Raw genomic sequence first — 26,306 nt, 5'->3', positions numbered from 1 at the left:
CCCCAAGCTGTCCTCTACTTACTAGCTTTACTCCATATTTATGCTTGTACCTGAGCTTTATGACTATCATCTATCATTTCTTTAAGATACCGATTAAGAGAAAAGCCACGCCGCATCCGATCCAGCCCAGCTTCCCCCAGGAGAGCTGCTCCGCCATCCCGGTCAGTCCTACTGCTGTTGTCAGAATCAGAATTGTCGGTCCGACCAGCGCCAGCCCGGAATTGACGGCAAGCGCCTTGTCCACCTGATTAAGCCGGAGCATGATCAGCGCAGCGGCAATCTCCACACTGCCCGACAGCAGCCGCAGCCCCGCCATCCAGCCCACATACTTGTCCAAACCGTTCTACCCCCTTGTCCGAATCTATGAATTACAAGCAATACATTGCAGATTAAACAAGCTGTTATCCATGGATATGCGGCAGACCGCCACTTTAGACAAAAAGAAATGAAGGAGACCCGCGGAGAATTTGGCAAGTGTGAAAGAAATCATAGTGCAGACCTATATAAAAAAATATCATCGGTATGATAAAATTATTTTTGCGCGTTCCGGCAGGAGCATAATTAAATAGAAGGGCGGGTCGCTGGAGAAACTACTGGCACCTTCCATTTCACTTCCCAAAAGAGGTGCTGCGCACCGCCGGAAGCCAGATAAGACATCGGAAAAAGAGGGGATCACAGTCATGCAAGTTCGTAATTTCGTAGTACCGCTCGTATCAGGAACAGTAGCCAGACAAGTCAAGGAAGTAGCCATCATTATTTTCTCTGCTTTTCTGGTGGCATGCGGGCTCCGGCTGTTCCTGATTCCGCATCAGCTGCTCAGCGGCGGTGTAGCGGGAACGGCCTCGATTATCGGCTACTTAACGAATCCAAAGTACATTTCGCTGTATTATTTCGCCATCAATCTGCCGATCCTGATTTGGGGATTTATCGCGGTAGGCAAAAAATATATCTGCTATAGCATGCTGTCCGTTATTTCCACCACCTGGTTCCTCACTATTATTCCTGTGGTGAAGCTGACCAAGGACCCGATTCTGGCCAGTATTTTCGGCGGGGTTATTATTGCCGGAGGGGTTGGCTTCTCGCTGCGTGCAGGCGGATCTTCCGGGGGATTCGATATTCTCGGCTCGATTATTACCCGCAAACGGGATATTCCGATGGGCACTGTGCTGTTCGTGCTGGACGGACTGGTCATCTTAAGCCTGGGCTTCTTCAAAAGCTGGGATTCCGCGCTCTATGCGATGCTGTGTATCTTCGTCAAAAGCCGGGTTGTTGATATGATCCATATCCGCCACGTCAAGCTGACCTGCTTCATTGTCACGAAGGAGCGGGAGAAGATGCTGAGCCGCCTGACCTGCCTGCCCCACGGTGTCACCGTAGTGAATGCTGAGGGCGGATACAGCCACGAAGGGAACACGATGCTGATGACGGTCACAACCCGTTACGAGCTGGCCGATCTGCGCAAGACGATTCTGGAGACCGATCCGAAATCCTTTGTTAACGTGCTGGAGACAGTTGAGATCATGGGCCGGTTCCGGCGTCTGGGTTAAACGAGGATAGTTGTATAATGTGCAATTAAAAACAGAGAAAATGGATGCGAACATCGTATAACTGTATTCCGTACAACTAAATTTGCCCAAATGGGCGGGAACCAAGGTACAAAGTCAGTTTAGTTGTACGAAATACAACTATATGGATAATCGCTAGTAAATCAGACAATATAGTTGTACAAAGTACAATTAAGCATATCGCCGATACCGTTGCCAGCCACATTTACTATGCTATGCAAAAGAGTGCTATTCTCCGCTCGCTCGGGGAATAGCACTCTTTTTGACTGACGATTATTGGTTACTAATTGATCTTTGTATCTATGTCTTATATATTGTCCGCTTTACATTGACGTTCGCGCATTGTATTCGGTTTTTCGCTCAACCCCCACATCAGTTTAGGGCTTACCGGCGGTCCTGAGGACCTCCGACGAAGGCCTGCTCAGCGGTATCCAGGTTGTAGGCAGTATGAAGCGCCTGAATGATCTGCTGCAGATTACCGGATTCAACAACGCAAGATACCTTGATCTCTGAGGTGCTGACCATCTTGATGCTCACGCCCTGGCTCGAGATGACTTCGAACATCTGGGCTGCTACCCCCGGATGACTGACCATGCCTGCACCCACGATAGACACCTTGACCAGGTTATCCTCGGAAGTCACTTCACGGTAAGGCAATTCACTGTGCAGTCCCTCGATCACCTGCTTGGCTTTCACCAGATCGCCGAGTCCTACGGTAAAGGAGAAATCAGCGGTTCCGTCCAGCACGCCGCTCTGGACAATAATATCAACGTCAACGCCTTCTCCGGCCAGCTTGCCGAATACCTGGGCCAGTACGCCTGGAACATCCGGTACCCCCAGAATACTGATCCGGGCCACGTTCTTATCATATGCGATTCCGCTAACTACTACACCCTGCTCCATGCTTGCTTCCTCCTTCACAACAGTTCCTTCATTATGATTAAAGCTTGATCTGACGACCAGCTTCACTTGATACCGTTTGGCATACTCCACCGCACGCGGATGCAGGACAGCTGCGCCCAGATTGGCCAGCTCCAGCATTTCGTCATACGATATTTCCTTCAGCTTGCGCGCAGTCTTCACGATTCGCGGGTCTGTGGAGTAAATCCCGTCCACATCCGTGTAAATCTCGCATACATCGGCTTTAATGGCAGCGGCCAGCGCTACAGCCGTCGTATCCGAACCGCCGCGGCCCAGTGTTGTAATCTCGCCATCCAGCGTCATTCCCTGGAATCCGGCTACGATTACAATCTGCTCACGCTCCAGCGACTCCAGCACACGGCGCGGAACAATTTCATTAATCCGTGCCCGGCCATGCGTATCATCGGTACGGAATCCGGCCTGCCAGCCTGTATAGGACACTGCATTCCGGCCAATCCCGTGCAGGGCGATGGACAACAAGGCTACGGAGATCTGTTCCCCGGTAGTCATCAGCATATCCATTTCGCGTGCAGGCGGCTCAGCGTTCAGCTGCTTGGCCTGATCGATCAGGTCATCTGTCGTATCCCCCATGGCGGATACAACCACAACGCAGCGGTGGCCCTCATCCTGCTTGTCTGCGATGCGCTTAGCGACACGCTGCATGCGTTCAATGTCGCCGACGGAGCTGCCTCCGAATTTCATAACATAAAGTGACAAAGTTCCATTCACTCCCTATTTCGCTCTGAGTAGTAGCTTATATTTGGTTTCCCGCTTTAACACAGTATAATACGAAAATCATAACATGCGTTAATGGTTTCACAAAAAAAACGCCCATTTTTCTCGAAGCTGTCCGAATGTCTATGGTTATATTTGAAAAAAGCCTCCGCCGCAAGCTGCGGGGAGGCCGATGAATATAACAGTTAATCCGGGACAGAACAGCTCCTATGCGCGGGAGATGTATTTGCCTTCACGGGTATCGATCAGCAGGACGTCACCTTCGTTGATGAAGAGCGGCACCTGTACAGTGTGACCGGTTTCCAGCGTAGCTGCTTTGGTTGCACCCTGGGCAGTGTTGCCTTTAACGCCCGGCTCGGTTTCTGTTACCTTCAGCTCAACGCTTGTAGGCAGGTTGATCCCGAGGATTTCACCCTGGTAGCTTACGATATTAACAGTCATGTTCTCTCTCAGGAAGTTAAGCTCCCACTCCAGCTGCTTGGCAGTCAATTCAAACTGGTCGTAGGTTTCGTTATCCATGAATACATGCTCAGCACCGCTGGCATACAGATACTGCACACCGCGGTTTTCGATGATTGCACGTCCGATGGTTTCGCCGGCGCGGAAGGTGCGTTCAACGGTGTTGCCGTTGCGCAGGTTCTTCAGCTTGGAGCGGACGAATGCCGCACCTTTACCTGGTTTTACGTGCTGGAAATCGAGGACGGTGAAGATATCCCCTTCTACTTCTACTGTCAAGCCTGTCTTGAAATCATTAACTGAAATCACTAAAAATCCCTCCTGAAATCGATGAAATAACTGAATAAGTGTGTCTTACAATACCGTATAAGCCTTAGACGAATGTGTCAGCAGCGTTATGCCGCTTTCGGTAATGACAATATCATCTTCAATCCGCACGCCGCCAAGCCCTGAGAGATAAATCCCCGGCTCCACGGTGACCACCATGCCCGGCTGGATAATCTCATCAGCCAGCATGGACAGGCGCGGGTTCTCATGAACCTCCATACCCAGGCCGTGGCCTGTGCTGTGGCCGAAGTACTCCCCGTAACCGTAGCGGGCAATAATGTCCCGCGCCAGAGCGTCACATTCACGCCCGGTCATACCGGGTTTGATATGCGCCAGTGCATGCATCTGTGCCTCCAGCACGATATCATAGATTTCCTTCAGCTTGGGATCAGGTGATCCCAAAGCAATCGTACGTGTTACATCCGAGCAGTAGCCGTCCAGCAGTGCACCGAAATCGAAGGTAACGAATTCGTTGTTTCCGATAACCTTGCTGCTTGCAACACCATGCGGCATCGCCGAGCGCTCGCCGGAAGCGACAATGGTATCGAACGAGGATGAGGTTGCTCCATGGGTACGCATGTAGAATTCCATTTCCAGATCCACATCACGTTCGGTCATGCCGGGCTTGATTACATTCAGAATATGACTGAAGGTGGCGTCGGCCAGATCGGCTGCCCGCTGCATTACAGCCAGCTCTTCCTCATCCTTGAACATACGCAGGTTCTCTACAGCCTTGGATACCGGAACCAGAACAACCGGCTGCAGAGCCGCTGCATAGGCAGTATACGCGCTGAAGGATACCTCATCCTGCTCAAAGCCGAGACGGACTTGTCCGCTCTGCGGCAGCAGCTCACGCACGGTATCAATGAACTTCGCTCCATGCTGAACGACCTTCATTCCGGTGACCTGTTCCGAGGCCTGTGTCATATACCTGAAGTCAGTCAGCAGATAACTGTCATCACCGGTAACCAGAACATAGCCGGAAGAGCCGGTGAATCCGCTCAAATAACGGCGGTTATAGCCGCTGGTAATTAACATCGCATCCAATCCCTGTTCCTGCAAAACCGTACGCAGCTTGGAGACGCGCTTGTTGCCCATTTTCATTCTCCTCTCGAAATAGCCACATTGTATTTTAACATAGTGGCATGCCACCTGAGAAGTTTTTTCGGGCGCTCAGGCAAGCTTTGTCTGCTGTTCGCGTTTCCGCTCATCCGTGTACTCAATTGCCGCTGTATATCCGATGAATAATCCCCAGATCAGGAAGAGGCAAAATTCACTGATTACCGAATTCCAGGGAAGCCTAAAGGGGGGCTGCATCAGGAACATCCATGAACCGGCCAGGAACAGCGCTGACCACCAGAGCACGCCATAAATCATACCCGGCCAAGGTCCCTTCAGCCTGCGGAAGATGAGCACATAGAGCAGGGATACTATGACGGAGAAGGCAATAAAGGATAGATATCCGAGCAGATGCCCGGCGGGCGTTAACAGGAAATCATGCTTGAAAAAAGGCTCGAGCAAAAAACCCGGGATGACCTTGGTGAAATGGAAGACATACATCAGCCAGCGTACCCCTCCCCAGATTAATCCGGCGAAAAAACCAAGCTCCATGGCAAAATACCACGGGTTCGTATGGACCGACTTTTGCTTGCTGGAAGAACTCATAGAACTGCCTCGCTTTCAGTATTGGGTTATTCCGGCTTCCGCTTCCTCTCTCTTGACTAGTATGTACAGCAAAAGGCAATCCAACTAGTAATGTGCTTAAAAATTAGTTACAATGTAATAAATAAACTACATTAATACACGGGAAGGTGAATTGGTTGTCCCAGGAAACTCCCAGTTACGGCGGCCAAGCCGTCATTGAAGGCGTAATGTTCGGCGGCAAGCATATCAACGTAACAGCCGTAAGAAGGAAGAATCAGGAAATCACATTTTTGGAGGTGCCGAAGAGCGATAAGAGCTGGGTTATCAAGCTGCGCAAGATTCCATTGCTTCGCGGCATTGTCAGTATTATAGATTCCAGCGCCAAAGGCTCGAAGCATCTGAACTATTCGGCTGAATCCTATGCCGAGGATGAGACGGAACCGGAAGAGCTTGCTAAGCAGCAAGAGAAGAACAAAGACAAGAAGAAGGATGAAGGCTGGAGCCTGGGTATGATTTTCGGCGTAGCTGTCATGGGTATTCTATCGTTCCTTTTCGGTAAGCTTATATTCACACTGGTTCCGGTATTCGTGGAAGATTTTTTATTCCGCGATGCATTTGACAACTATGTTCTGCACAACCTGGTTGAAGGCGGGATTAAGCTGGTTCTCCTGCTCGTCTATCTCTGGGGGATCTCGCAGACTCCGGTCATCAAACGGCTTTTCCAGTATCACGGTGCCGAGCATAAGGTTATCAGTGCTTTTGAAGCCGGTGAAGAACTGACCGTAGAGAACGTACAGAAATACAGCCGTCTGCATTACCGCTGCGGAAGCAGCTTCATGATGCTGACCATTATCCTCGGTGTTATCATCTACTCTGTCGTACCATGGGATAATCTGGTGGAACGGGTGCTGCAGCGCATTATTCTGCTGCCGGTAGTCATCGGGATCTCATTTGAGGTGCTGAAGGGTACCAATGCGGTAAGAGACAGGGCTTTCCTTAAGTATTTGGGGTATCCGGGCCTGTGGCTTCAGCTGCTGACTACTAAGGAACCTAAGGACGATATGGTTGAGGTGTCCATCGCCTCGTTCAACCGGATGCGGGAGCTCGATGCCGCAATTGAAGCAAGAGGATATTCTGAGGCAAGTGTGTCCGGCGGCATTTTAGATCCTGCGAAAGGATGAGTGGCCATTGATCAGACATGCTTTGGTTTTTTGGATTTCTATAGTTCTTGCAGTCTGGGGGCTGGTAACTGATTTTATGATTCGCGGACTGTCTGCACTATCCGTGTTCATTCTCCCGCTGATCCTGGTTGCCCTGCTGTACTACGCTTTCCGGTCAATGCCGGGCAGAACCTCAGGCGGGCGTTCCCGCACCAAAGTCAAACCGTCGGCGAAGACGATGTCCAAGGTCGCGGGCATCCGCAAAACCCAGGCCTCACCCGGCAAGCGCAAGAGCTATCCGTTCCAGGTGATCGAAGGCAGCAAGGGTAAAAACGACGATCAGCTTCCCAAATATCATTGAACCCCGGTTCAAAGCAGCAAAAGGCATCCCGCGTTGTTATACAATGTGCGGGATGCCTTTTTATATTACTTTGTGGAACCAGTCATCAATACAGTTTGGGCTATTGTTTCTTCCCCGGCGAAGCCGGAAACCTCATCTGGTAGGGCCGCCAGTTCTTGAAAAATTCGGCTCCGGCCTGCAGCCCTGCATTATAGACGGCTTCACTCTGCTCAGGGGAAATGTGAAACTGGGTGGTAGAAATACCAAGTGTGGGAATTTTGACCGTCCGCACGAATTTATCCGTCTCAATATAACGCTCGTCATGCGCGGAGAGCATCGTTCCTACCATCGCCTGCAGCATACTGAACGGCCCCGTGATGCGGTGCGGCTGCGGCTGCGCCTTCCCGATCAGCTGGTAGCCCACCGTAGGTGTCCTCCGCTCAGGTGACGCGAAGCCGTTCTTCTTCTCGTCAAACAGCCATAACGGAAAGTTGCTCAGCATCCCGCCGTCCACCATATAGACAAACTGCTCGGTGAAGGCTCTGCCTTTGGCGGCAGCCCCGGACAGCCGCAGCATCACCGGATCGAAGAAATAAGGAATGCTGCAGCTCATCCGCACAGCTTTGGCCACCTCAAAGGAATCTGCTGAAATCCCGTATAATGCCAGATCATCCGGCAGCACAACAATTCTGCCATTGGTAATATCCGATGCAATAACCGACAGCTTCCCCTGCGGCAGATCACTGAAAGTATTCACGCCTTTCTCATGCAGAAGCCCTTTAATCCACGCTTCCAGTGCCTGGCCGGAATACAGCCCTTTTTTGATCAGCACACGCACTGCCGGTCCGATTACTGCTGTATTATACAGCGCTCCGCGCTTCAGGAAGGAAGTGAAAGGCGTTGCCCTGATAATCCGGCTCAGCGCCTCCCCGTCATAGCCGGCAGCCAGCAGCGAAGCGATGATGGAGCCTGAAGAGGTTCCGGCTACTCTGCGGAAGGTCCGCCCTGCCTGCTCGGTCGCCTCTACTGCACCGGCCAGAGCAATTCCTTTAACCCCGCCTCCCTCAAACACCGCGTTAATCTCCATAACGGCAATTCCCCCGTTCCATAGATCTTATTGCTTATCTATGACCACGGGGGAATATTCATGACTCCTTATGAAGTTATGATTTGAAATAAAAGCTTAGCAGGCCTGCCAGCCCGAACGGGTCCCTTGCTACGATATCATTTGCCCGGAACAGGATGCTGCCGGACACGGCATCATATTGCTCATTATATTTCAGCTGATTGATAATCTGCTCAGCACTCTGCCATTCTGCGGTCTGCTTTGTATCCCCCACCTTGTAGGAGGCCAGTCCGGTATACAGCTTGACACCTGTGCCCGAGACTTCATTCACCCACCAGTCTACCAGCTTGTCGTACCGTGCAGCACTGAATGAGAGACTCCAGTAAATTTGCGGGGCAACATAATCCACCCAGCCATTCTGGATCCAGGCCCGGACATCCGCATACATGTCGTCATACGCCGACACACCCGCAGTAGTATCCGAGCCGGTACTGTCCGCTTTCTTGTTGCGCCATACCCCGAACGGGCTCACGCCGTAGGATACAGCCGGCTTCACTGCATGGATCTCATTACCCAGCCTGGAGATGAACTGATTGATATTATCACGCCGCCAGTCCCCTTTAGAGGTAATAGCTGTAGCATTATAGGTTTTAAATGCAGCATCATCAGCAAACGTTACGCCTGAAGGATAGAAATAATCATCCAGATGTACGCCGTCAATATCATAACCTCTTACAACTTCCATCACCGTGTCGATAATATGCTGCCGAGCCTCGGGAATCCCCGGATTGATATACAGCTTGTTGTCAGCTTTGACAATCCACTCCGGGTGCAGCTTAGCTACATGATTCTCAGCAAGGCCTTTGGTGTCCGCTGCAGTTGCTGCACGGAACGGATTGAACCAGGCGTGGAACTGCATGCCCCGGCTATGGGCTGCGCTGACCATATAGTCCAGCGGATCATATCCGGGCTGCTTCCCTTCTGTACCTGTCAGTACCTTAGACCAAGGTACTAGCTGCGAGGGATACAAGGCATCTGCTGAAGGTCTTACCTGTACGAACACGCTGTTGAATCCGGCTGCCTGAAGCTTGTCCAGCAGGCTGTCAAACTCCTTCTTCTGCTTATCTGCATTTCCCGCAGAGGCAGTGGAAGGCCAGTCCAGGTTGTACACTGTGGACACCCAGGCGCCTTTCATCGCCTTGCCGGCCTTCACCCCGGGAATAGACGGTACGGTTGGTACAGGCACCGCCGGGGCCGTCACATCAGGTGTGGGTACAGTTGGTGCAGGAACCGTCGGTACGGTTGGCACTGCCGGTGCAGACGGACCGCCAATCTCTGCATTAGAATACAGGGCTACATGCTTGGTTGCCTGATTCCAGACAACCTGCAGCCCAAGCTGCTCACTGACGAACCGCAAAGGCACCATTACCCGTCCTTGTGTAATCTGTACAGAGGTGTCCAGGCTGACCCGGGCATCATTAACTACGGCCGTCTTACTGCCGCTGGTCAGCTTCAGCACATCATTACCTTTGCTGATAGTAGCAGTCTTGCTGGCCTGGTCCCAGATTACCCCGGCGCCTAGCCCCTTGCTGATCACCCCTGCTGGCACCATGGTAACATTGGTGCGTGTAATATACGGGGGAACATCACTGCTCAGACTTACTCCGTCCAGCTCAATTGTAATCTGCGCTGCTGCTGCACGTGCGCCTGTGGACCATACCGGCAGACATAACATGACTACCAGCAGCCCTAACATCCATTTACGGTAATTCATAATTCCTCCCCTGTTGTCTTCGTTCTGGTTTTTGCCGCAAAAAGACGGCCCTCTCGTCCTGATCAGGGAGAGAGGGCCGTCTTCTTGGGTAAACGGAGTCCTTCCTGGTATAAAAAAGGAACGTACCCGTTTTGACGTAATAAAACTGGAAAGGTTGCGCTAATCAAACAAAAACAGCCCCGATTATGAGTCGCCGGCCATTTCATGGTGAATATCGTATAAGGTTTGAAGACGGGCTTCATCGCGGCGGAAATACTCCACCAGCGTTTCGATCCGGGTGATGGAATCCCAGCTCAAATGATGCTCAATGCCTTCAACATCCTTATAAATATGCTCTTGTTGAACCCCGATAAGTCCGAGGAATTCCTCCAGCAGCTGATGGCGGTCCACAAGACGTTTTCCCACTTTTTTCCCTTTGCTTGTTAGGACAAGCCCACGATATTTCTCATAGATGAGATATTCGTCCTTATCCAGTTTTTGGATCATCTTGGTCACGGAGGAGGGGTGTACTTCCAGACCCTCGGCAATATCCGAGACCCGCGCATAACCCTTCTCATCGATGAGCTTGTATATGCGCTCCAAATAATCCTCCATGCTGGGTGTTGGCATTAACTTTACCTCTTTTCTATAATGAGCGTGGCGCCAGGGCCGAACCTTGCTCTAACAATGATACATGTTTCTGCCGCCCCTTGGCAAGTCCAACCGAACAGCCGCATCTCCGCCTAGCGATGTTTACCATGATTTCAATGCCGTGCAAACCGGCACAATAACGGTATCCTCATAGCTAAGGAGTGTGAATTCATGACCTTAATAACCCCTGAACGCCCTCCTGCCTCAAGACCGCGGAAACCTACAGGGCTGTTCATTCCGGAGCTTGTGTTCTTTGAGCCGGATGCCCTGAAATACCCCAAAGGGGAGCGGATTATGGAGTGGGTTAAAGCCCGGAATATCCCGTTCCGCATGACGACCTCGCATAACCGGATTACCAACCTGCCCGGTGAGACCGAGGCCCAGCAATACAAAATCGCCAAGCGGACACTTGTCGTCGGACTCCGCAAAACATTGAATTTTGACCAGTCCAAGCCGTCCGCCGATTATGCGATTCCGATTGCCACCGGCTGTATGGGCCATTGCCATTATTGCTATCTGCAGACCACACTCGGTTCCAAGCCCTATATCCGGGTATATGTCAATACAGGGGACATCATCGATGCTGCCAAAAAATATATCACGGAACGCGCACCGGAAATTACTACCTTCGAGGCAGCCTGTACCTCAGATCCGCTGGGTCTTGAGCATATTACCGGATCACTGGCCGAACTAATTGAGTTCATGGCTGAAGAGCCGCTCGGGCGCCTGCGTTTCGTGACCAAATACCAGCATGTCGAGCCTCTGCTTCAGCTGAAGCATAACGGCCACACCCGCGTACGCTTCAGCGTAAATGCCGATTATGTGATCAAAAATTTCGAGCCCGCCACCTCACGCTTTGAGGAGCGGATCGAGGCCGCTGGCCAGATTGCCCGGGCCGGTTATCCGCTGGGCTTCATCATCGCGCCGATCATATGGCATGACGGCTGGGAGCAGGGCTATGCGGAGCTGCTGGAGAAGCTGGCCCGGTCGCTTCCTCCGGGAACCGGCAAAGGCTTAACCTTTGAAATGATACAGCACCGCTTCACCAAGACAGCCAAGACGGTCATCGAGAAGCGTTATCCGAAATCGAAGCTGGAGATGGATATGGAGAAACGCAAGAAGAAATGGGGCAAGTGGGGCCAGAACAAGTATGTCTATCCCGACGAACAGCAAACCGCCCTGCGCGAGTTCATCACAGAGCGGATCTTCGAACATTTCCCGGAAGCGGGTATTGATTACTTCACTTAAAAAATCAGCCACTCCGGCGTGATTCCCTGCAGCCAGACTGTAATCCGGAACATCTGGTCGGTGAACAGCAGAATGCCCATGAACACCATCAGTCCGCCGCCAAGCTTCATCAGCAGACTGGAGTATTTCAGAATCTTCCGCGCCCCGCCCAGGAAAAAAGCAAGTCCGAAGAACGGCAGTGCAAATCCGGCGCTGTAAGCAGTTATCAGCGGAAACCAGGTGCCGGGATCACTGGCGGAAAGGGCAATAATTGCAGTTAAAATCGGCCCGATGCACGGTGACCAGCCTGCGGAGAAGCCGATGCCGAAGATAAATGAGCCAAGGTAGCCCGCCGGCCTCCATTTCAGCTCCAGCTTCCGCTCCCGCAGCAGAAACTGCGGCTGGAATATGCCAAGCAGAAATAAGCCCATTATAATGATCAGCAGGGCCGACAGCTGGCGGATCAGATCCCGCTGGCCGTTGAAGAATTGACCGAACAGCCCAGCTCCGAAGCCTAAGGTATAGAAGACGGCGGAGAAGCCCAAAATAAAGGCCAGCGTATGCGAAAGGGTCCGGAAACGGACCTCTTTGCTGTTTCCCCCGCTCTTCAGCTCCTGTACGGACAGGCCCGTAATATAGGAGAGATAAGAAGGATAAAGCGGCAGACAGCAAGGTGATATGAACGAGGCCACTCCGGCGGCAAAAGCAATTCCTGCATTAAGGCTGGACACTTGCGCATCTCTCCTTCCAAGTACCCGGACCGGGTCACTTCCGCATTTGCAGTATTCAAGCTTCTTATGTAGTTCCGGCTATTAGGCGGGCAGGCCCTTTTTGCCGATTAGCGTCAAGGTTAACAGGGCAATCAGCAGCAGCACAATCGTTGCCCCTGGTGCGAGGTTCCATACTCCGGCAATCACCAGACCGCCCACAACTGCAATTTCAGCTATGATTACCGAGAGCATCACCGAGGATTTGAAGCTGCGGGACAGCAGCAGGCTGACCGCTACCGGAATGGTCAGTAGCGCTGACACCAGCAGCGAGCCGACAATCTTGATCGCCGTGCTGATCACAAGCGCTGTAAGTACAGTAATCAGCATATTCAGCAGCTTCACCGGCAGTCCGCTGACACTGGCCGCATCCTCCTCGAAGCTGAGCAGGAAGAACTCTTTGAAGAACAGGGTTACCACAAGGACCACTGCAATCGTTACAATCCCCACTACAATCAAGTCTGTATTATTCAGCGTATAGATGCTGCCGAACAGGTAGCTCATCACATCTGCATTATACCCTTTGCCCAGCGTGAAGAACAGTGAGGCCAGCGCCACCCCGCCCGACATGATGATCGCAATCGACAGCTCAGCGTAGCTTTTATACGCCTTACGCAGCTTTTCAATCGCAAATGAGGCGATTACGGCAAAGATCAGCCCCGCACCCAGCGGATAAAAACCGGTCAGGAAGCCCAGCGCCACCCCGGCAATCGTTACATGTGCCAGCGTATCCCCGATCATCGACAGGCGCCGCAGCACCAGAAACACGCCGATCAGCGGTGCGGTGATGCCGATCATCAGGCCGCCGGCCAGTGCCCGCTGGAAAAAATCACTAAATAGGATATCCAAGATATTATTCTCCTTTTTCAAACAGACCATTTCGAACTAATCTAGAGCTCATTTAAGACCTTTACTGCAAACCTTTCTGTAAACCCTTTTCTGTAAACCCTTTTCTGTAAACCCTTTTCTGTAAACCCTTTTCTGTAAACCCTTTTCTGTAAACCCTTTTCTGTAAACCCTTTTCTGTAAACCCTTTTCGATCCCTCCCAAACCCTCCCTTCCAAGGGAGGGCCCCAAGGGCTCCGCCCTCTGGACACCCGTTAAGGGCAACTGGCGTGAGAGTTCAGAATTCCGCTGCTTAGAGGCGTTGGTTAAAGAGCGCTTTTCCTCCCTGACGGGATACGCTTAATGATTGAGGGATCTAGATACGTCCTAAGGTCAAAAGATAAAAGCTAAAAGATAAAGAAAAGATAAGAGCAGAAACAATAACAAAAACAAGAGCGAAGGCCGTCCTATGTTGCACAATGGACGACCAATGAAATACTTACATAAACCTTATGAATTGCATATTCATAGGAAATTAAAACACTAACCCTGCAAACACGAAGCCTGGAGACCCAAAACCTATTATGCTTGATTCCACTTCGGATTCTTACGGACACGAGAGCCGTTATTTTAACAAAAAGGCTACTTTTTGCAGGCTAACGGACCGTATGGACTTCTGTCAAGAAAGTAGACTGTCACGCAACGGATTTTTTAGTGAATTGCTTAGCAAAGCGGGCGGGGGAAAGATACCCCAGCGAGCTGTGCATTCGCTTGCGATTGTAATAGAACTCAATGTATTGGAAAATAGCATCATATGCCTGTTCCGGGTTTTTGAAGCGCGGATTACAGTAGATGAGCTCTTTCTTTAAAATACTGTGCCAAGACTCAATGCAGGCGTTATCGTAGCAGTTTCCTTTACGGCTCATGCTGGATTTCATGTGGTATGTCTTTAGTTGGTCGACATATTCTTTTGAGGTATATTGAGACCCTCGGTCAGAGTGATGCAGTAGGCCCTCGCCGGGCCGCTTCGCCGTGTAAGCCGCCTGCAGTGCGTCTAAGACCAGGCTCGTCTCCATATGGTTATACAGCCGCCACCCTACGATTTCTCGCGTGCATAGATCCATGACGCTAGCTAGGTATAAGCGACCTCCACGACAAGGGATATACGTGATGTCCGTGACCCATACGGTATTGGGCTTAAGCACCTTAAACTCTTGGTTCAGTGTGTTTGGTGCAACGGGATTGCTATGCTTGGAATCGGTCGTCTGCACACGGTATGGCTTAGATACAATAGAGCGGAGCTTCATTTCTCGCATGTACACACTCACTGTGCGTTTCGTGACCGTATAGCCTTCCTGATGCAGCAGGCGGGTGATCTTCGGACTTCCATACCGTTTTTTATGATCGTCAAAATGGTACCGGATTCGCTCCATAACGGCTGCCTTGCGGAGTGCCTGCAAACTGGCTTTGGCATTGAGCCACTTGTAATATCCGCTCCTGGATACCTGTAGGGTATTGCACATCTTCTCCAAGCGAAACTCGGAGCGATGGTCCTTCATGAACTGGAATCTTAGTTCCTTGGTTTGCTGAAGATGTGCACTGCTTTTTTTACGATCGCTAGTTCTTCCTCCGTGTCAGCAAGTTGAGTGTCTTTCTCCTGAAGCTGACGGCGCATCTCTTGGAGCTCGGCTTCGAGTTCCCGTACCCGATCCATACTTGCGACCGGTTCATTCTTTAGCTCCCGGTATTGCCCCATCCACTGGTGCAGCGTACTTTTCGGAATGTCCAGCTCTTGCGCGATGTCCCCTAAGCTCTTCGTCTGTTCTTGAATGAACTTCACCGTTTGCTTCTTATATTCTTCGTTGTACCGTTGTCGTTTTTCTCCCATAGGGACGCACCTCCGTTGCTCTTATTATCCCTCCGTCCGTTAACAGTCGTCCACTTTCCATTCTAATCCCAGTAGCGCGCTTATTTCCTCTTCTGCGGGCAAAAATGAGGTAAAAAGAAGCAAATAAAGGCTCTGGTGTCCGTTAGCTTGCGAAACCTTGCTTTTCAGAAGAAATAAGGGCTTCTGTGTCCGTTACACGCGGCTGAACATCCAAAGCAAAAGAGCAAAAAACAAGAATGTAAAAGCAAGCGAGTTAGTGCAAGAGCAATGACAAGAGCGAAATCACAACAAAAAGAACTAAGAGGTTGAACGTCCAGGCCAACGGAGGCAGTATGGCTGAGCGCAAACCGGCTTTTAAAGACTAAAGATTAGTTAGTTTAAGAGAGCGTGTGCTGCAGATCCTCAGCAACGCAATCCTGAGCCTCGTGAGAGTGGCGGCAGTAGAAATTGATCTTGCCGTTCTTTTGAACCGGCTCGCTGCCCAGGTAGTTTTTGATCATATCAATATCATGCGAGACCATCAGGAAGGTCATGTGGTGGTGGGCGTGCATATGCATAATCAGGTCGAAGAATCCGGCCTGGGTCTCGGCGTCGATACCGACAGTAGGCTCATCCAGAATCAGCAGATCCGGATGGTTGATCAAGGCGCGGGCCAGGAAAACACGCTGCTGCTGGCCGCCGGACAGCTGGCCGACTCTTTTCTCCGCAATATCCTGAATCCGCATGACCTCAAGCGCATCCTCACACTTCTGGTGCTGGGCCTTCGACACGCGGCGGATCAGGTTCTTGTTGTTATACAGGCCCGACAGCACCACTTCACGCACAGTGGCCGGGAACAGGGGGTTGAAGGCATTTTTCTGCGGAACATAGCCGATCCGTTCCCAGTCCTTGAATTTCCGGACCGGCTGGCCGAATAGTCTGATCTCGCCGCTTGAAGCAGGCAGCAGACCGACAATCATCTTCAGCAGCGTGGTCTTGCCGGCGCCATTCGAGCCGATGATGCCAAGGAAATCACGTTCTTTTACCGTGTAATTCAGATTGGATATAACCTTCTGCTCTCCGTAAGAGAAGGACAAATCCTGTATTTCGATCATATGCTGATGGCAGTCCAGGGATACCGGTTGCATGTGAAGTACCGCCTTTCACTTATACTTTCCTTTTTATTGTAAGGCCAGAATCAGATTTTGCAAATTTTTCTCCATCAGCGTGAAATAATTGTCCCCGTTCTTCTCCTGGGCTTCGGTCAGCCCCTCTACAGGATTCAGGACCATCGTCTCCACACCGGCTTCACCGGCTAAGGTTTTGGCCAGCTTATCCGATACGAGCTCCTCGAAGAATATATACCGGATCTTCTCTTCCTTCACTAGTGCCGCCAGGTCGAGCAGATCCTGCCCGCGCGGCTCGGCATCCGGGGATAAGCCCATAATCGCATGCTGGGACAAGCCATAATCACGCGCCAGATAAGAGAAAGCCTGATGAGACACGACAATCTCCTTATTAGGCAGCTTGCCCAGTTCTGCGGTAAACTTGCTGTCCAGCTCTGTCAGACGGTCAGCAAGCTTCTGGTAACGCTCTTCATAGCCAGCTGAATGCTCAGGATCAACAGACTGCAGGCTTTCCTTAATATTCTTCGCCATCACGAGCGCCGATTTCGGGCTTACCCAGGTATGGGGATCTGTATGCAGACTGTCGGCTGCCGCTTCGTCTTCATGGGCATGTTCGTCTTCACCGCCATGATTATGCCCGTCCTCTTCGTCCGTCATAATCAAATCAACCCCATGGCTGACTTCCACCGACTTCACTTTGCTGTCACTGTCGAGGCTCTTCAGGAAATTAGGAACCCAGCCTTCCAGTCCGGCGCCATTATAGAGGAACAGCTGCGCTTTGGATGTATTGACGATGTCCTGGCTGCGCGGCGTCCAGTCATGGGGCTCTACGCCAACCGGAAGCAGATTAATTGCGTTGATATCTTCCCCGCCGATTTCACTGGTGAATTCATATATCGGATAAAAAGTAGTAATAACATTAACCTTGTCCTCTACAATACTTCCGCTGCTCTTCGGTCCGCATGCCGTAAGCATCAGCAGCATTATCATGGCAGCTGCAAGCAGCAGCCCTTTATTCATACGGTTCTGAAACATATTCTCTATCGGCTCCTTAAATCGTAAAATTTACTATGAGAATTATAATAGTAATCGTTACGATAAGTCAACTCTGATCTTTGCGTCTGCTCCCGCCCGGACAGAGCAAACCCCGCTGCCTAAGCATACGGGGTTGGTCTGTTCTGCTATTTGTTCAAGCTGTTTGACTCAGCTTATTTCACAATGGCTCCATTCGGCATGCTGTCCGGCACCGTAGCGATAGTCAGCTGCTCGCCCTTAGACGCTGCCAGAATCATCCCCTGCGACAGCTCACCGCGCAGCTTCACCGGCTTCAGGTTCACGATGCAGATCACCTTGCGCCCCACCAGCTCCTCCGGCGTGTAGAACTTGGCAATGCCGGATACGACCTGGCGCTGCTCGTATCCAAGATCGAGCTGCAGCTTCAGCAGCTTGTCGGCCTTCTTCACCGGCTCGGCAGCGATGACCTGGGCTACGCGCAGCTCCGCTTTGGCGAAATCGTCGATGCCGATTTCTTCCTTATGCTCCTCTTCCTCCGGATCAGCGGCAGCCGCCGCTTCCGGAGCCACTGCCGCCGCAGCTGGCGCAGCCTCTGCTGCGGCCGGCTTACCGGCTCCCATCGCTTCGGCGATGTACGCTACCTCCTGCGCCACATCGAGGCGCGGGAAGATCGGGTCGCCCTTCGCAAGCTTGGTGCCCGCTGGAATCAGGCCGAAGGACTTGCCGCTCTCCCAAGTAGTGAGCTCGCCCGGCTGAATGCCCAGCTGCTCCCAGATCTTCGCCGGAGCGCCGGTCAGGAACGGCTGCAGCAGAATGGACGCGGTACGCAGCCCTTCTACCAGATGTCGCATCACCGAAGCCAGCTCACCGGCCCGGCTCTCATCCTTCGCGAGCACCCATGGCTGGGTCTCGTCAATATATTTGTTCGTCCGGCTGATCAGGGCGCCGATGGCGGTCAGTGCAACGGAGAACTCCATTTTCTCCATCGCTTCCTCTACCTTGGCGTAGGTGCTCTCAACAGCAGACTCCAGCTCGCCGTCGAATGCAGTCACTTTACCAGCATAAGCCGGCAGATCGCCGCCGAAATATTTCTCTACCATGGCCCCGGTCCGGTTGAGCAGATTGCCGAGGTCGTTAGCCAGGTCATAGTTGACACGGTCCACGAAGCTCTCCGGTGTGAACGTGCCGTCCGAGCCGAATGGCACCTCGCGCAGCAGATAATAACGCAGGGCATCCAGGCCGTAGCGGTCAATCAGCGTTACAGGATCCACTACATTGCCTTTGGACTTGGACATTTTGCCGTCCTTCATCAGCAGCCAGCCATGCGCGAAGACCTTCTTCGGCAGCGGCTCACCCAGCGCCATCAGAATGATCGGCCAATAGATCGTATGGAAACGGACAATCTCCTTGCCGACGATATGCACATCCGCAGGCCAGAACTTATCATACAGGCTGCGGTCCTCCGAGCCATAGCCGAGTGCGGTAATGTAGTTGGTCAGCGCATCAATCCAGACATACACTACATGCTTCTCGTCGCCTTTTACCTTAACGCCCCAGTCGAAGGTCGTTCGCGATACGGCAAGATCCTCCAGACCCGGCTTAATGAAGTTGTTGATCATCTCATTCTTGCGCGATTCCGGCAGGATGAATTCCGGGTTCTCCTCGTAGAACTTCAGCAGGCGGTCAGCATATTTGCTCATCCGGAAGAAATAGCTTTCCTCCTTCACCAGCTCTACGGGATGGCCGCTGTCCGGGCTTTTCCCGCCGGTAATATTGCCGTCCGCATCCCGTTCAATGTCGACCAGCTGAGTCTCGGTGTAGAAGGTCTCATCCGAAATACAGTACCAGCCCTCGTATTCTCCTTTGTAGATATCCCCCTGCTTCAGCAGCCGGTCAAAAATATCCGCCACTACCTTCTTATGACGCTCCTCCGTTGTACGGATGAAATCATCATTGGAGATATCCAGCTTCCGCCACAGGTCCTTGATGCCGACCACAATCCCGTCAACGAACTCCTGCGGTGTCTTGCCGGCTTTGCCGGCCTTCTCTTCAATCTTCTGGCCATGCTCGTCGGTGCCGGTCAGATAACGGACCTCATAACCGCGCAAGCGCTTGTAGCGGGCCATCGCATCACCGGCCACGGTCGAATACGCATGGCCGATATGCAGCTTATCACTCGGATAATAGATTGGTGTTGTTAAGTAAAAGGTTTTGTTCTCACTCATTACATTGTCATCCCTTCGTCTATACCTGATAATCTTGACACAAGTGGAAACGGCTGCGCCGTCCTCCAGAGGACGGTATCCGGTTCAGTGGAAAGATAAGGAACATTTATAGCGTAACACATATAAATGCTTATCTTTCAAAATAGCCCCGCAAAGTGATGCTTTAACTTCGATGCTTCCTCAGGTCCTTTGCAGGGGTTCAAAACTTATAAACTCTTGAAATTGCAAAAAACTCCCGCCCCTATATGGGGCGAGAGTAAACTCACGCGATACCACCCAAAGTTCCCCGGCTCCTCACAGAGCACAGGCTTCGCCAGTCCCTTGCGGAACTGTCCATTAACGCTGGAACACGCTGTACTCTTACATCTGCCGCTATCTCCGGCTTCCGCTCGAACACAGTTCCTCCCGGACCATATTCAATCTGGCGTCCCATACCGGCTCACAGCAGTTCCCGGCTCTCTGTAATGGTTGTCCACATTTACTTATCCGTTCCTCGGAATTACACTTATTATTCAAAATATACCCATCACAGCCGCACCTGTCAAGTTGTATGCGCCGGCTCATCCCCTGTATCACGGGCTTTAGGCGGCGGCACCGGGTCAAGTCCGCCCGGATGGAACGGGTGACACCGGGCAATCCGCCGGGCAGCCAGCCATGAGCCCTTCAGCGCCCCGTGAACCTCGATCGCTTCCAGAGCATAAGCTGAACAGGTTGGATAGAAGCGGCAGGTGGCCGGCTTCAGCGGTGAAATAAACCGTCGGTACACCCGGATTGGCGCTTGTACTGTTCTGCGTAAACCGGCCATAATCAGCGGCCTTCCTTGCCGTGTGAGGCAGCCGCCGCTTCTTCCTCGCGGGTCTGTTCACAGTCCTTGCAGTACCCGAATACCTCAAATTTATGCTTGACCACCCGGAACTGGTCCGGCGTATCCGTTAAGTTCATCGGGCAGAAATGAATCGGGTAAGTCTTCATGCACTGCAGGCAAATCATATGGTGATGATGATGATCCTGGCTGCAGCTTGCTTTGAATTTGACACCCTCTTCAAAGACCACCTGCTCAAGCACACCGAGCTCCTCCATAACACGCAGGTTGCGGTAAACTGTATCAAAGCTGAGCCCGCTGTATTTGCGGCCCATATGCTCATATACATCCTTCGCCGACAAATATCCCGTATTCTCGCCAAATAATCTGGCAAGCGTCTTGCGCTGATCGGTAATCCGCAGCCCCTGCCCCGACATAGCTTCCAGTATTTGATCTGTCGACAGCATTTGCCCATCTCCCATAACATAATTCGATTGAATATCACTCCCTTAATAATGCCCGAAAAGCACTGCCCCGTCAATGAAGCGTGCCTGCAGCGCCCTATTATGCCAAAAAAAAAGCCGCTCCCTGAGGAACGGCTGTTGCTAAGATGCCTTTATTTCTTCGCCGGAAGCGGCGTGAAGACAAAGTTTACAGGCAGATTACTGCCGGAAGCTACCGAGAAGGTGATCTCAACCGGACCTTCATATTCACCGGTACGGAAGACGACAGCATTCATATCCGAGCTGGACAGGCTGCCCTTATTCGGCAGGTTAACAATCGTTCCGTTCACTAGAACAGACCCGAGATAATTGCCTCCGCGCGGATTGAAGGTAATCAGCGTGTTCGCAGCAACGCGGTCAAGGACAATTTTGTAAAGCACTCCGAAGTTGCCGGAATTGGATGCCTCTGTTCCCGTCATCGGATCAATACCGACCAGATTGAGGTCGTTTCTATTGTCCCCGAGGATCAGTTTGGATTGTGTTGTTCCGACTACATCGGTCACATTGATAATGCGGGTTGAATCCGGGTAAGTTCCCCGGTTGTGCACACCGTCACGGTCAAGAACTGGCAGTGTCGGCAGCAGCGCTACCGGATCTTTAGTTTCTTCAACCATCACTACATTGTATTGAATAGGATAGTCGCTGGTCAGGTCCGCACTAAGCGAGAGAACTTCCTTCGGCTTCATGGCAATTTTGTTCAAATCCGTCATAATCGGAATACTCTGGCCCGGCTGCAGGATGATTGAGGTTTTACTCAGACCTGTAATCATGGACTGGTAGTATTTCTGAATTGAAATTCTGCCTGTGTATTCCGGAGATGTAACCGGACCGGCAATCCCTACATAATCGGTCGTAATTGTTGCAGGATATATACCATTGTTCGTCGCAATAACATACAGCTTCTGCCGTGTGCTCATATTGTTCATATGGTGCACAAGGAAGCGTGTTTTACCGAAAGCCGTTTCGCGGTACAGTACACCTTCCGTATTCACGGTTTCGGGGCTGTTACTGCGGATCAGCGTGTAGCTATCTGACGAAAGATTGTAGTTCAGGTTAGGCAGTCCAGGAATCAAGCCTCCGTCGAAGGTGAGGACATCCCCCGGAACGGTAAACAGCTTCGCAACTTCATCCTGGGTATATAGCGTTTCGCTTGTAATGTTAATGGTCTTCTCGAACGTGCTGCTGAGTCCGTGCTTATCGGTAACAGTCAGCTGAATCGACGTAGGACCCGGGTTGAAGTAGGCAAGCGCACGGTTGCTCCAGGTGGCTGTCAGCTCTTCATATTCAGGGTCATAGCTGGTATCTGTAAGCACTACCGGCTCACCCATCTTATATTCATCTTTGTCCGTTGTAAACTGTGCTACAGGCGGCTGGTTGGGCTGCAGGACTTGAATCGTTTTGGAGACCGTATCACTTACGAGACCATTGGCATCGCGTACTGCATAAGTAACGGTGTAGAATCCCGGCTGGTCGTACATGTCGAGCTTGTTGCCGCCCCAGATTTCATCCACAATGGCAGTGCCGTTTGGAGAAGAGCTGCTGGTCACATAGTTTACCACCGTTTGACCGGCATAGATTTCAGTCGGCTGGACCGAGAAGGATGCCGTTGGCTTGGTGTTCAACGACAGAATTACACGCTTCTGCACATTGTCCACCGTGTAAGGAATGCTCAGTGCATACGTAATGGAGGTTAACGGAACCATGAAGGTGCCTTTGAACTGGTAGGCAGGGCCTTTCATTGTAACCGGGCTTCCGTTAACGGTATAGATCTTACTGTCAGTCTTAAAGCGCATAATGCTGCCGCCCTTGGTCACAATAACTTCTTTGGTCTTGGCATCGTAAGTGTAACTTACACCCACCATTTCCACCATGGCCCGGATGGATACATAAGAGACACCGTTCTTGACTGCCATCGGCTGATTAGCCGTATACGGAACTCCATTCCGGAACATTTTGTTGCTGTTCATCATCAGAATGAGCTGGCCTGCACCGGTTGCATTCACAGACTGGCCGGATGAAGGCAGGGATTGCGTCGTGATGGTCTGGGCTGAAGCAGGGTCAGGAGTAACTGACGGTATTGCCGCATCTGTTGGTACAGGCGTAACTGCAGGTACTGCTGCATCTGTTGCTGCCGGAACCGGTGTAGCCGCTGGTGCAGGTGTCGGCGTAGGTGTTGCCAGTGTTGTCCCTGCAGGGGTCTGGCTGGTTAGCGGCGGCAGCGGATCTGTAGGCTCAGGCTGAGCCGCTTCTGCCTGTGTGTTGTTGACTGCTGCGGCAACAGTATCTGTTGCCACCTGTGCACCGGCAGGTGCTGCAATCGCCGGAACGGCTGCTGCAGTTTGTGTCACAGCAAGCGCTGTCACTAAAATCAGTTTTTTCAAATTCATTGTACGACTCCTTCTGCTCCCATTTATTGTGTGATAAGAAGTATTTGTCTGTTTCTACTTCTTATAGTCCCCGCAAAAACGCAACCGCCCTCTTCAGGACGGCTGAATATTTTGCCACGTTCGTTTTACAAACCATAGTATTAGACGCAGGCTAAACCGAAAAGTTTCACAAAGTGTAAAGAAAGATCTATTAATATCTATTTTTTACCATAGTTCGTCCATTTCTTCAACAAAAAAACGATTGCCCCATTCGGAACAATCGTGTGCCTGCATTTACTATTGTTCTGCCTTCCTTGCTGCGAACAACATTAATGCTGCCCGGCTTCTGCTGTCTTATGCTTGTCACGATATTCCTTGGGAGACATGCCCGTCTGCTTCTGGAACACCTTGGTGAAATAGCGCCGTTCCTGATAGCCTACCCCGGAGCTGATGGCGGTAATGCTTTTGTCGCTGCTGGCCAGCATAAATTTGGCAGCTTCAATCCGCTGCTGCGTTACATATTCCACAAAGGTCACCCCGAAGCGGTTTTTGAAGAGCAGACAGAAATAGCTGCTGCTGATACCGATTTTCTGCGCTACCTCTTCAATCCCCAGATCATAATTCAGCCGCTCCGTAATATACTGCGCAGCCAGATTCATCAGCTGGTCCGGTGTTTTTTTAGCGGTATCCTCTGCTGCCGGAAGCTCCTGGAACAGCGGAATGCTGTTGTACAACTTCTCTTTATACTGCTTACTGCGAATTCGTGCACCGATCTCCCGGACTTTATTGCCCAGCTCCTCATAATGAATCGGCTTGCAGATATATTCCTTCACACCCAGGCGGATTGCTTCCCGGGCATAATCGAATTCCTGATAGCCGCTGAGCAGCAGCACTTCGCTCTCCAGGCCCATCTCGCGCAGCCTGCCGATGAAGGTAAGCCCATCCATTACCGGCATGCGGATATCGCAGAGCACCAGATCCGGCGCGTCCGCTTCAGCTATCCGCAGAGCCTCCATTCCGCTGCGGGCCATCCCCGCAACCTCCATTCCCATGTCCTGCCACGGCAGTACTTTATTCAGATTGTTCAGGATAGGCGCCTCATCATCAACCAATAATACTTTTAGCATAATGATCCTCCCCCTGGCCGTATTTAGGTATGATGCACTGGATGATTGTGCCGGTTCCCGGACTCGCGCAGATGAAAATCCCGTACCGCTCACCGTATTCTATCCGGATACGGTCTGCTACGCTGCGGACACCCAGCCCCCGCCGCTCCAGATGGATGCCATGCTCCGGCTTGCCTTCCGTCATCTGCTCTGCGGGTTCGCTCACCATATACTGGAACATCGACAGCTGGGACGAGGTCATGCCGATTCCGTTATCCTCAATCCGCAGAATCAGGTTACCCCGGTCTTCCCAGACCTTAACGCTTACAAGCCCTTTATAGCTGATGCCTTCAAAACCATGCTGAATACTGTTCTCCACCAGCGGCTGCAGTGTAAGCTTCAGAATCCCACAGCCCAGCAGCTCTTCAGGAATATCCAGCTCATAATCAAACAGGTCCTCGAAACGGAATTTCTGGATATCGAGATAGTTGCGCAGATGCTTAACCTCTTCCTCCAGCGTGATTTCATCCCTGTCCTGAATGCTGATCCGCAGAATGCTGGCCAGCCGGTACACCATCTCGCTCACCTTGCGCCCTTCATTCTGAACGGCCAGAACATTGATCGATTCAAGCGTATTGAACAAAAAATGCGGTTTGATCTGCGCCTGCAGCACCCGCATCTCGGCCTGATTTTTGCGCCGCTGCTCTTCGTGGACTCTGTTGAACAGGGAATTAATTTTGTCCATCAAATCATTGAAGCCCCTGGCCAGCAGCGTCATTTCATCGTCACCCTTCTCCTCGACCCTGGTGGTCAGATCTCCGCCCTCTACCCGGCGCATGAAGCGGACAATCACGGCGATTCCGCCGGTTATCCGGTTCATGAAGAAGAGATTGAAGATGACTGCACCCAGCAGGCACAGGAACATTACAACGACGAACCAGCGGGCGAATACCGTAACCTCATGGGATAAGGATCCCCAGGAGGTGACCGAAACGAGGCTCCACGGATAATCCTTCAGATGATAAACGGACAAAATACTCTTTTCACCATCAAATTGCGTCCTGAAGCTTTGAAAGCCGGGCTTAAAGGTAATATCCTTCGTAGTGAAAGAGCGGAAGTCCTGTCCGTCCAGCTGGCGGTCAGGGTCAAGCAGAATCATCCCGTCATCATTGACTAGCATGAAGGATACCTTCTGGTTGCTGTCCCCGATCTTCAGATTGCGGAAAATCGACTCGAACTCCCAATTCTTGATCTGGACGACCAGAATCCCGATATTCTGAAAGAAACTTAACTCCTTAATCAGCCGGATCTGTGTAAATACAGCCTCTGTTCCCGTCAGCTCGGGATACTCATGCGGCGCCAGCCATTTTGGAACCCCGTTAAGCTTCATAACCTCCTGATAAAGATCACTGCCCTTGAATTTTTCATAGGGGAGTGTACGGAAATTTTCTTTAGTGAACACCGAGACGATCTCCGAGCTGCCTTTCCCATTAAAATTATACAGAAAGGCGTAGCTGATCGACGGATGATTGTAAAGCAGACTACGGAAATTGCGCTGGCTGGCATTCAGGCTGAGCTGCTCGGCATCGGTCAAATCCTGTTTCGAAGGATCATCTGCGCTGAGCGCCATATGAAACACCGAGGTGGCAATTCCGTTGTCTGTCACATTGTCCATATCCTTGAACACATTTGAAATACTGTAACTGATCGCCTTAAGCGAATATTCGGACTGCTGGCTGTACTTCTTCTCAATTGAATTATAAGTGACGAAGAACATAATCATGCCAAGGATGAATAACGGAATGATAATCAGGCCTAGGAATGCCGTAAATAATTTATAGCGCAAGTTCATCGGCCCA

Annotated in this window: 24 protein-coding genes and 1 other annotated feature; of the genes, 4 read left to right on the top strand and 20 right to left on the bottom strand. The window is 51.5% G+C overall.

The features are described 5' to 3' along the window. Positions 1 to 73: 73 nt before the first annotated feature. The gene (locus tag LOS79_RS03425) at positions 74 to 337 is read right to left on the bottom strand and encodes a YqhV family protein (protein WP_397386729.1); all 264 of its coding nucleotides are present in this window, start codon (positions 335 to 337) and stop codon (positions 74 to 76) included. A gap of 343 nt (positions 338 to 680) precedes the next feature. Between LOS79_RS03425 and LOS79_RS03420 the strand changes: the two genes are divergently transcribed. Next, positions 681 to 1,547, top strand: coding sequence for a YitT family protein (locus LOS79_RS03420; RefSeq protein ID WP_315416294.1), 867 nt, complete (start codon positions 681 to 683; stop codon positions 1,545 to 1,547). Positions 1,548 to 1,949: 402 nt separating this feature from the next. Here LOS79_RS03420 and LOS79_RS03415 read toward each other — a convergent pair whose 3' ends face one another. From LOS79_RS03415 to LOS79_RS03400, 4 genes are all read right to left on the bottom strand, one after another. Next, the gene (locus LOS79_RS03415) at positions 1,950 to 3,203 is read right to left on the bottom strand and encodes an aspartate kinase (RefSeq protein WP_315416293.1); all 1,254 of its coding nucleotides are present in this window, start codon (positions 3,201 to 3,203) and stop codon (positions 1,950 to 1,952) included. 225 nt (positions 3,204 to 3,428) lie between these two features. Then, complete coding sequence (gene efp / locus LOS79_RS03410) at positions 3,429 to 3,986, bottom strand: elongation factor P (protein WP_042178624.1); 558 nt, start codon at positions 3,984 to 3,986, stop codon at positions 3,429 to 3,431. A 45-nt stretch (positions 3,987 to 4,031) separates the two neighbouring features. Then, a complete protein-coding gene (locus LOS79_RS03405; protein ID WP_315416291.1) occupies positions 4,032 to 5,102 on the bottom strand; it encodes a M24 family metallopeptidase in 1,071 nt (356 codons plus the stop codon). Between the two features lie 75 nt (positions 5,103 to 5,177). Next, positions 5,178 to 5,669 carry a YqhR family membrane protein gene (locus LOS79_RS03400; RefSeq protein WP_315416290.1) on the bottom strand — a complete coding sequence of 164 codons (492 nt, stop codon included), beginning with the start codon at positions 5,667 to 5,669 and terminating at the stop codon, positions 5,178 to 5,180. A gap of 206 nt (positions 5,670 to 5,875) precedes the next feature. Between LOS79_RS03400 and LOS79_RS03395 the strand changes: the two genes are divergently transcribed. After that, positions 5,876 to 6,829, top strand: a complete 954-nt coding sequence (locus LOS79_RS03395) for a DUF1385 domain-containing protein (RefSeq protein ID WP_397386771.1) — start codon at positions 5,876 to 5,878, stop codon at positions 6,827 to 6,829. Between the two features lie 22 nt (positions 6,830 to 6,851). After that, on the top strand, positions 6,852 to 7,169 hold the full coding sequence (locus tag LOS79_RS03390) for a hypothetical protein (protein ID WP_315416287.1): 318 nt from the start codon (positions 6,852 to 6,854) through the stop codon (positions 7,167 to 7,169). Between the two features lie 100 nt (positions 7,170 to 7,269). Here the strand turns inward: LOS79_RS03390 and LOS79_RS03385 are convergent, their stop codons facing one another. The 3 genes from LOS79_RS03385 to mntR form a co-directional block, all read right to left on the bottom strand. Further along, positions 7,270 to 8,235, bottom strand: coding sequence for a patatin-like phospholipase family protein (locus LOS79_RS03385; RefSeq protein WP_315416286.1), 966 nt, complete (start codon positions 8,233 to 8,235; stop codon positions 7,270 to 7,272). Between the two features lie 76 nt (positions 8,236 to 8,311). Then, a complete protein-coding gene (locus LOS79_RS03380; RefSeq protein ID WP_315416285.1) occupies positions 8,312 to 9,988 on the bottom strand; it encodes a family 10 glycosylhydrolase in 1,677 nt (558 codons plus the stop codon). Positions 9,989 to 10,171: 183 nt separating this feature from the next. After that, positions 10,172 to 10,597: a transcriptional regulator MntR gene (gene mntR, locus LOS79_RS03375; protein WP_315416284.1), complete on the bottom strand. Its 426-nt coding sequence runs from the start codon at positions 10,595 to 10,597 to the stop codon at positions 10,172 to 10,174. Between the two features lie 192 nt (positions 10,598 to 10,789). On the opposite strand from mntR, the gene splB reads away from it, so the two are divergent. Further along, positions 10,790 to 11,866: a spore photoproduct lyase gene (gene splB, locus LOS79_RS03370; protein ID WP_315416283.1), complete on the top strand. Its 1,077-nt coding sequence runs from the start codon at positions 10,790 to 10,792 to the stop codon at positions 11,864 to 11,866. Here splB and LOS79_RS03365 read toward each other — a convergent pair. The 12 genes from LOS79_RS03365 to LOS79_RS03310 form a co-directional block, all read right to left on the bottom strand. Further along, positions 11,863 to 12,576, bottom strand: coding sequence for a cytochrome c biogenesis CcdA family protein (locus LOS79_RS03365; protein WP_315416281.1), 714 nt, complete (start codon positions 12,574 to 12,576; stop codon positions 11,863 to 11,865). The genes splB and LOS79_RS03365 overlap by 4 nt on opposite strands. A gap of 81 nt (positions 12,577 to 12,657) precedes the next feature. Then, positions 12,658 to 13,461: a metal ABC transporter permease gene (locus LOS79_RS03360; protein WP_315416280.1), complete on the bottom strand. Its 804-nt coding sequence runs from the start codon at positions 13,459 to 13,461 to the stop codon at positions 12,658 to 12,660. A 671-nt stretch (positions 13,462 to 14,132) separates the two neighbouring features. Further along, positions 14,133 to 14,996, bottom strand: coding sequence for an IS3 family transposase (locus tag LOS79_RS03355; protein WP_315416278.1), 864 nt, complete (start codon positions 14,994 to 14,996; stop codon positions 14,133 to 14,135). An 11-nt stretch (positions 14,997 to 15,007) separates the two neighbouring features. Continuing rightward, positions 15,008 to 15,325 carry a transposase gene (locus tag LOS79_RS03350; RefSeq protein WP_315416277.1) on the bottom strand — a complete coding sequence of 106 codons (318 nt, stop codon included), beginning with the start codon at positions 15,323 to 15,325 and terminating at the stop codon, positions 15,008 to 15,010. Between the two features lie 377 nt (positions 15,326 to 15,702). Further along, complete coding sequence (locus tag LOS79_RS03345) at positions 15,703 to 16,452, bottom strand: metal ABC transporter ATP-binding protein (RefSeq protein ID WP_315416273.1); 750 nt, start codon at positions 16,450 to 16,452, stop codon at positions 15,703 to 15,705. Positions 16,453 to 16,485: 33 nt separating this feature from the next. Then, positions 16,486 to 17,466 (bottom strand): metal ABC transporter solute-binding protein, Zn/Mn family, encoded by a 981-nt coding sequence (locus LOS79_RS03340; protein WP_315416271.1) that lies wholly within the window; start codon positions 17,464 to 17,466, stop codon positions 16,486 to 16,488. Between the two features lie 173 nt (positions 17,467 to 17,639). After that, positions 17,640 to 19,670 carry a methionine--tRNA ligase gene (gene metG / locus LOS79_RS03335; RefSeq protein WP_315416270.1) on the bottom strand — a complete coding sequence of 677 codons (2,031 nt, stop codon included), beginning with the start codon at positions 19,668 to 19,670 and terminating at the stop codon, positions 17,640 to 17,642. 243 nt (positions 19,671 to 19,913) lie between these two features. After that, positions 19,914 to 20,173: a binding site (T-box leader), on the bottom strand. A gap of 38 nt (positions 20,174 to 20,211) precedes the next feature. Beyond that, positions 20,212 to 20,475: a membrane protein insertion efficiency factor YidD gene (yidD, locus tag LOS79_RS03330; RefSeq protein ID WP_315416268.1), complete on the bottom strand. Its 264-nt coding sequence runs from the start codon at positions 20,473 to 20,475 to the stop codon at positions 20,212 to 20,214. Positions 20,476 to 20,477: 2 nt separating this feature from the next. Then, positions 20,478 to 20,939 (bottom strand): Fur family transcriptional regulator, encoded by a 462-nt coding sequence (locus tag LOS79_RS03325; protein WP_315416267.1) that lies wholly within the window; start codon positions 20,937 to 20,939, stop codon positions 20,478 to 20,480. A gap of 149 nt (positions 20,940 to 21,088) precedes the next feature. Then, entirely contained in the window at positions 21,089 to 23,362 is a 2,274-nt protein-coding gene (locus LOS79_RS03320; RefSeq protein ID WP_315416266.1) for a stalk domain-containing protein, read from the bottom strand. A gap of 308 nt (positions 23,363 to 23,670) precedes the next feature. Beyond that, positions 23,671 to 24,468: a response regulator transcription factor gene (locus LOS79_RS03315; RefSeq protein WP_315416265.1), complete on the bottom strand. Its 798-nt coding sequence runs from the start codon at positions 24,466 to 24,468 to the stop codon at positions 23,671 to 23,673. Beyond that, on the bottom strand, positions 24,446 to 26,299 hold the full coding sequence (locus LOS79_RS03310; RefSeq protein ID WP_315416264.1) for a cache domain-containing sensor histidine kinase: 1,854 nt from the start codon (positions 26,297 to 26,299) through the stop codon (positions 24,446 to 24,448). The genes LOS79_RS03315 and LOS79_RS03310 overlap by 23 nt, the downstream gene beginning before the upstream one ends. Between the last annotated feature and the right edge of the window lie 7 nt (positions 26,300 to 26,306).

It is taken from the genome of Paenibacillus sp. MMS20-IR301 (genome assembly GCF_032302195.1).
Lineage (GTDB): Bacteria > Bacillota > Bacilli > Paenibacillales > Paenibacillaceae > Paenibacillus_AQ.
This window is presented reverse-complemented; position numbering and strand designations above follow the sequence as displayed.

Excerpts from the sequence above, each read along its gene's own strand:
- LOS79_RS03420 (WP_315416294.1), top strand. The coding sequence starts at position 681 with ATGCAAGTTCGTAATTTCGTAGTACCGCTCGTATCAGGAACAGTAGCC.
- LOS79_RS03405 (WP_315416291.1), bottom strand. The coding sequence starts at position 5,102 with ATGGGCAACAAGCGCGTCTCCAAGCTGCGTACGGTTTTGCAGGAACAG.
- LOS79_RS03400 (WP_315416290.1), bottom strand. The coding sequence starts at position 5,669 with ATGAGTTCTTCCAGCAAGCAAAAGTCGGTCCATACGAACCCGTGGTAT.
- LOS79_RS03395 (WP_397386771.1), top strand. The coding sequence starts at position 5,876 with ATGTTCGGCGGCAAGCATATCAACGTAACAGCCGTAAGAAGGAAGAAT.
- LOS79_RS03385 (WP_315416286.1), bottom strand. The coding sequence starts at position 8,235 with ATGGAGATTAACGCGGTGTTTGAGGGAGGCGGGGTTAAAGGAATTGCT.
- LOS79_RS03380 (WP_315416285.1), bottom strand. The coding sequence starts at position 9,988 with ATGAATTACCGTAAATGGATGTTAGGGCTGCTGGTAGTCATGTTATGT.
- mntR (WP_315416284.1), bottom strand. The coding sequence starts at position 10,597 with ATGCCAACACCCAGCATGGAGGATTATTTGGAGCGCATATACAAGCTC.
- splB (WP_315416283.1), top strand. The coding sequence starts at position 10,790 with ATGACCTTAATAACCCCTGAACGCCCTCCTGCCTCAAGACCGCGGAAA.
- LOS79_RS03355 (WP_315416278.1), bottom strand. The coding sequence starts at position 14,996 with ATGAAGGACCATCGCTCCGAGTTTCGCTTGGAGAAGATGTGCAATACC.
- LOS79_RS03350 (WP_315416277.1), bottom strand. The coding sequence starts at position 15,325 with ATGGGAGAAAAACGACAACGGTACAACGAAGAATATAAGAAGCAAACG.
- LOS79_RS03345 (WP_315416273.1), bottom strand. The coding sequence starts at position 16,452 with ATGCAACCGGTATCCCTGGACTGCCATCAGCATATGATCGAAATACAG.
- LOS79_RS03340 (WP_315416271.1), bottom strand. The coding sequence starts at position 17,466 with ATGTTTCAGAACCGTATGAATAAAGGGCTGCTGCTTGCAGCTGCCATG.
- metG (WP_315416270.1), bottom strand. The coding sequence starts at position 19,670 with ATGAGTGAGAACAAAACCTTTTACTTAACAACACCAATCTATTATCCG.
- yidD (WP_315416268.1), bottom strand. The coding sequence starts at position 20,475 with ATGGCCGGTTTACGCAGAACAGTACAAGCGCCAATCCGGGTGTACCGA.
- LOS79_RS03325 (WP_315416267.1), bottom strand. The coding sequence starts at position 20,939 with ATGCTGTCGACAGATCAAATACTGGAAGCTATGTCGGGGCAGGGGCTG.
- LOS79_RS03320 (WP_315416266.1), bottom strand. The coding sequence starts at position 23,362 with ATGAATTTGAAAAAACTGATTTTAGTGACAGCGCTTGCTGTGACACAA.
- LOS79_RS03315 (WP_315416265.1), bottom strand. The coding sequence starts at position 24,468 with ATGCTAAAAGTATTATTGGTTGATGATGAGGCGCCTATCCTGAACAAT.
- LOS79_RS03310 (WP_315416264.1), bottom strand. The coding sequence starts at position 26,299 with ATGAACTTGCGCTATAAATTATTTACGGCATTCCTAGGCCTGATTATC.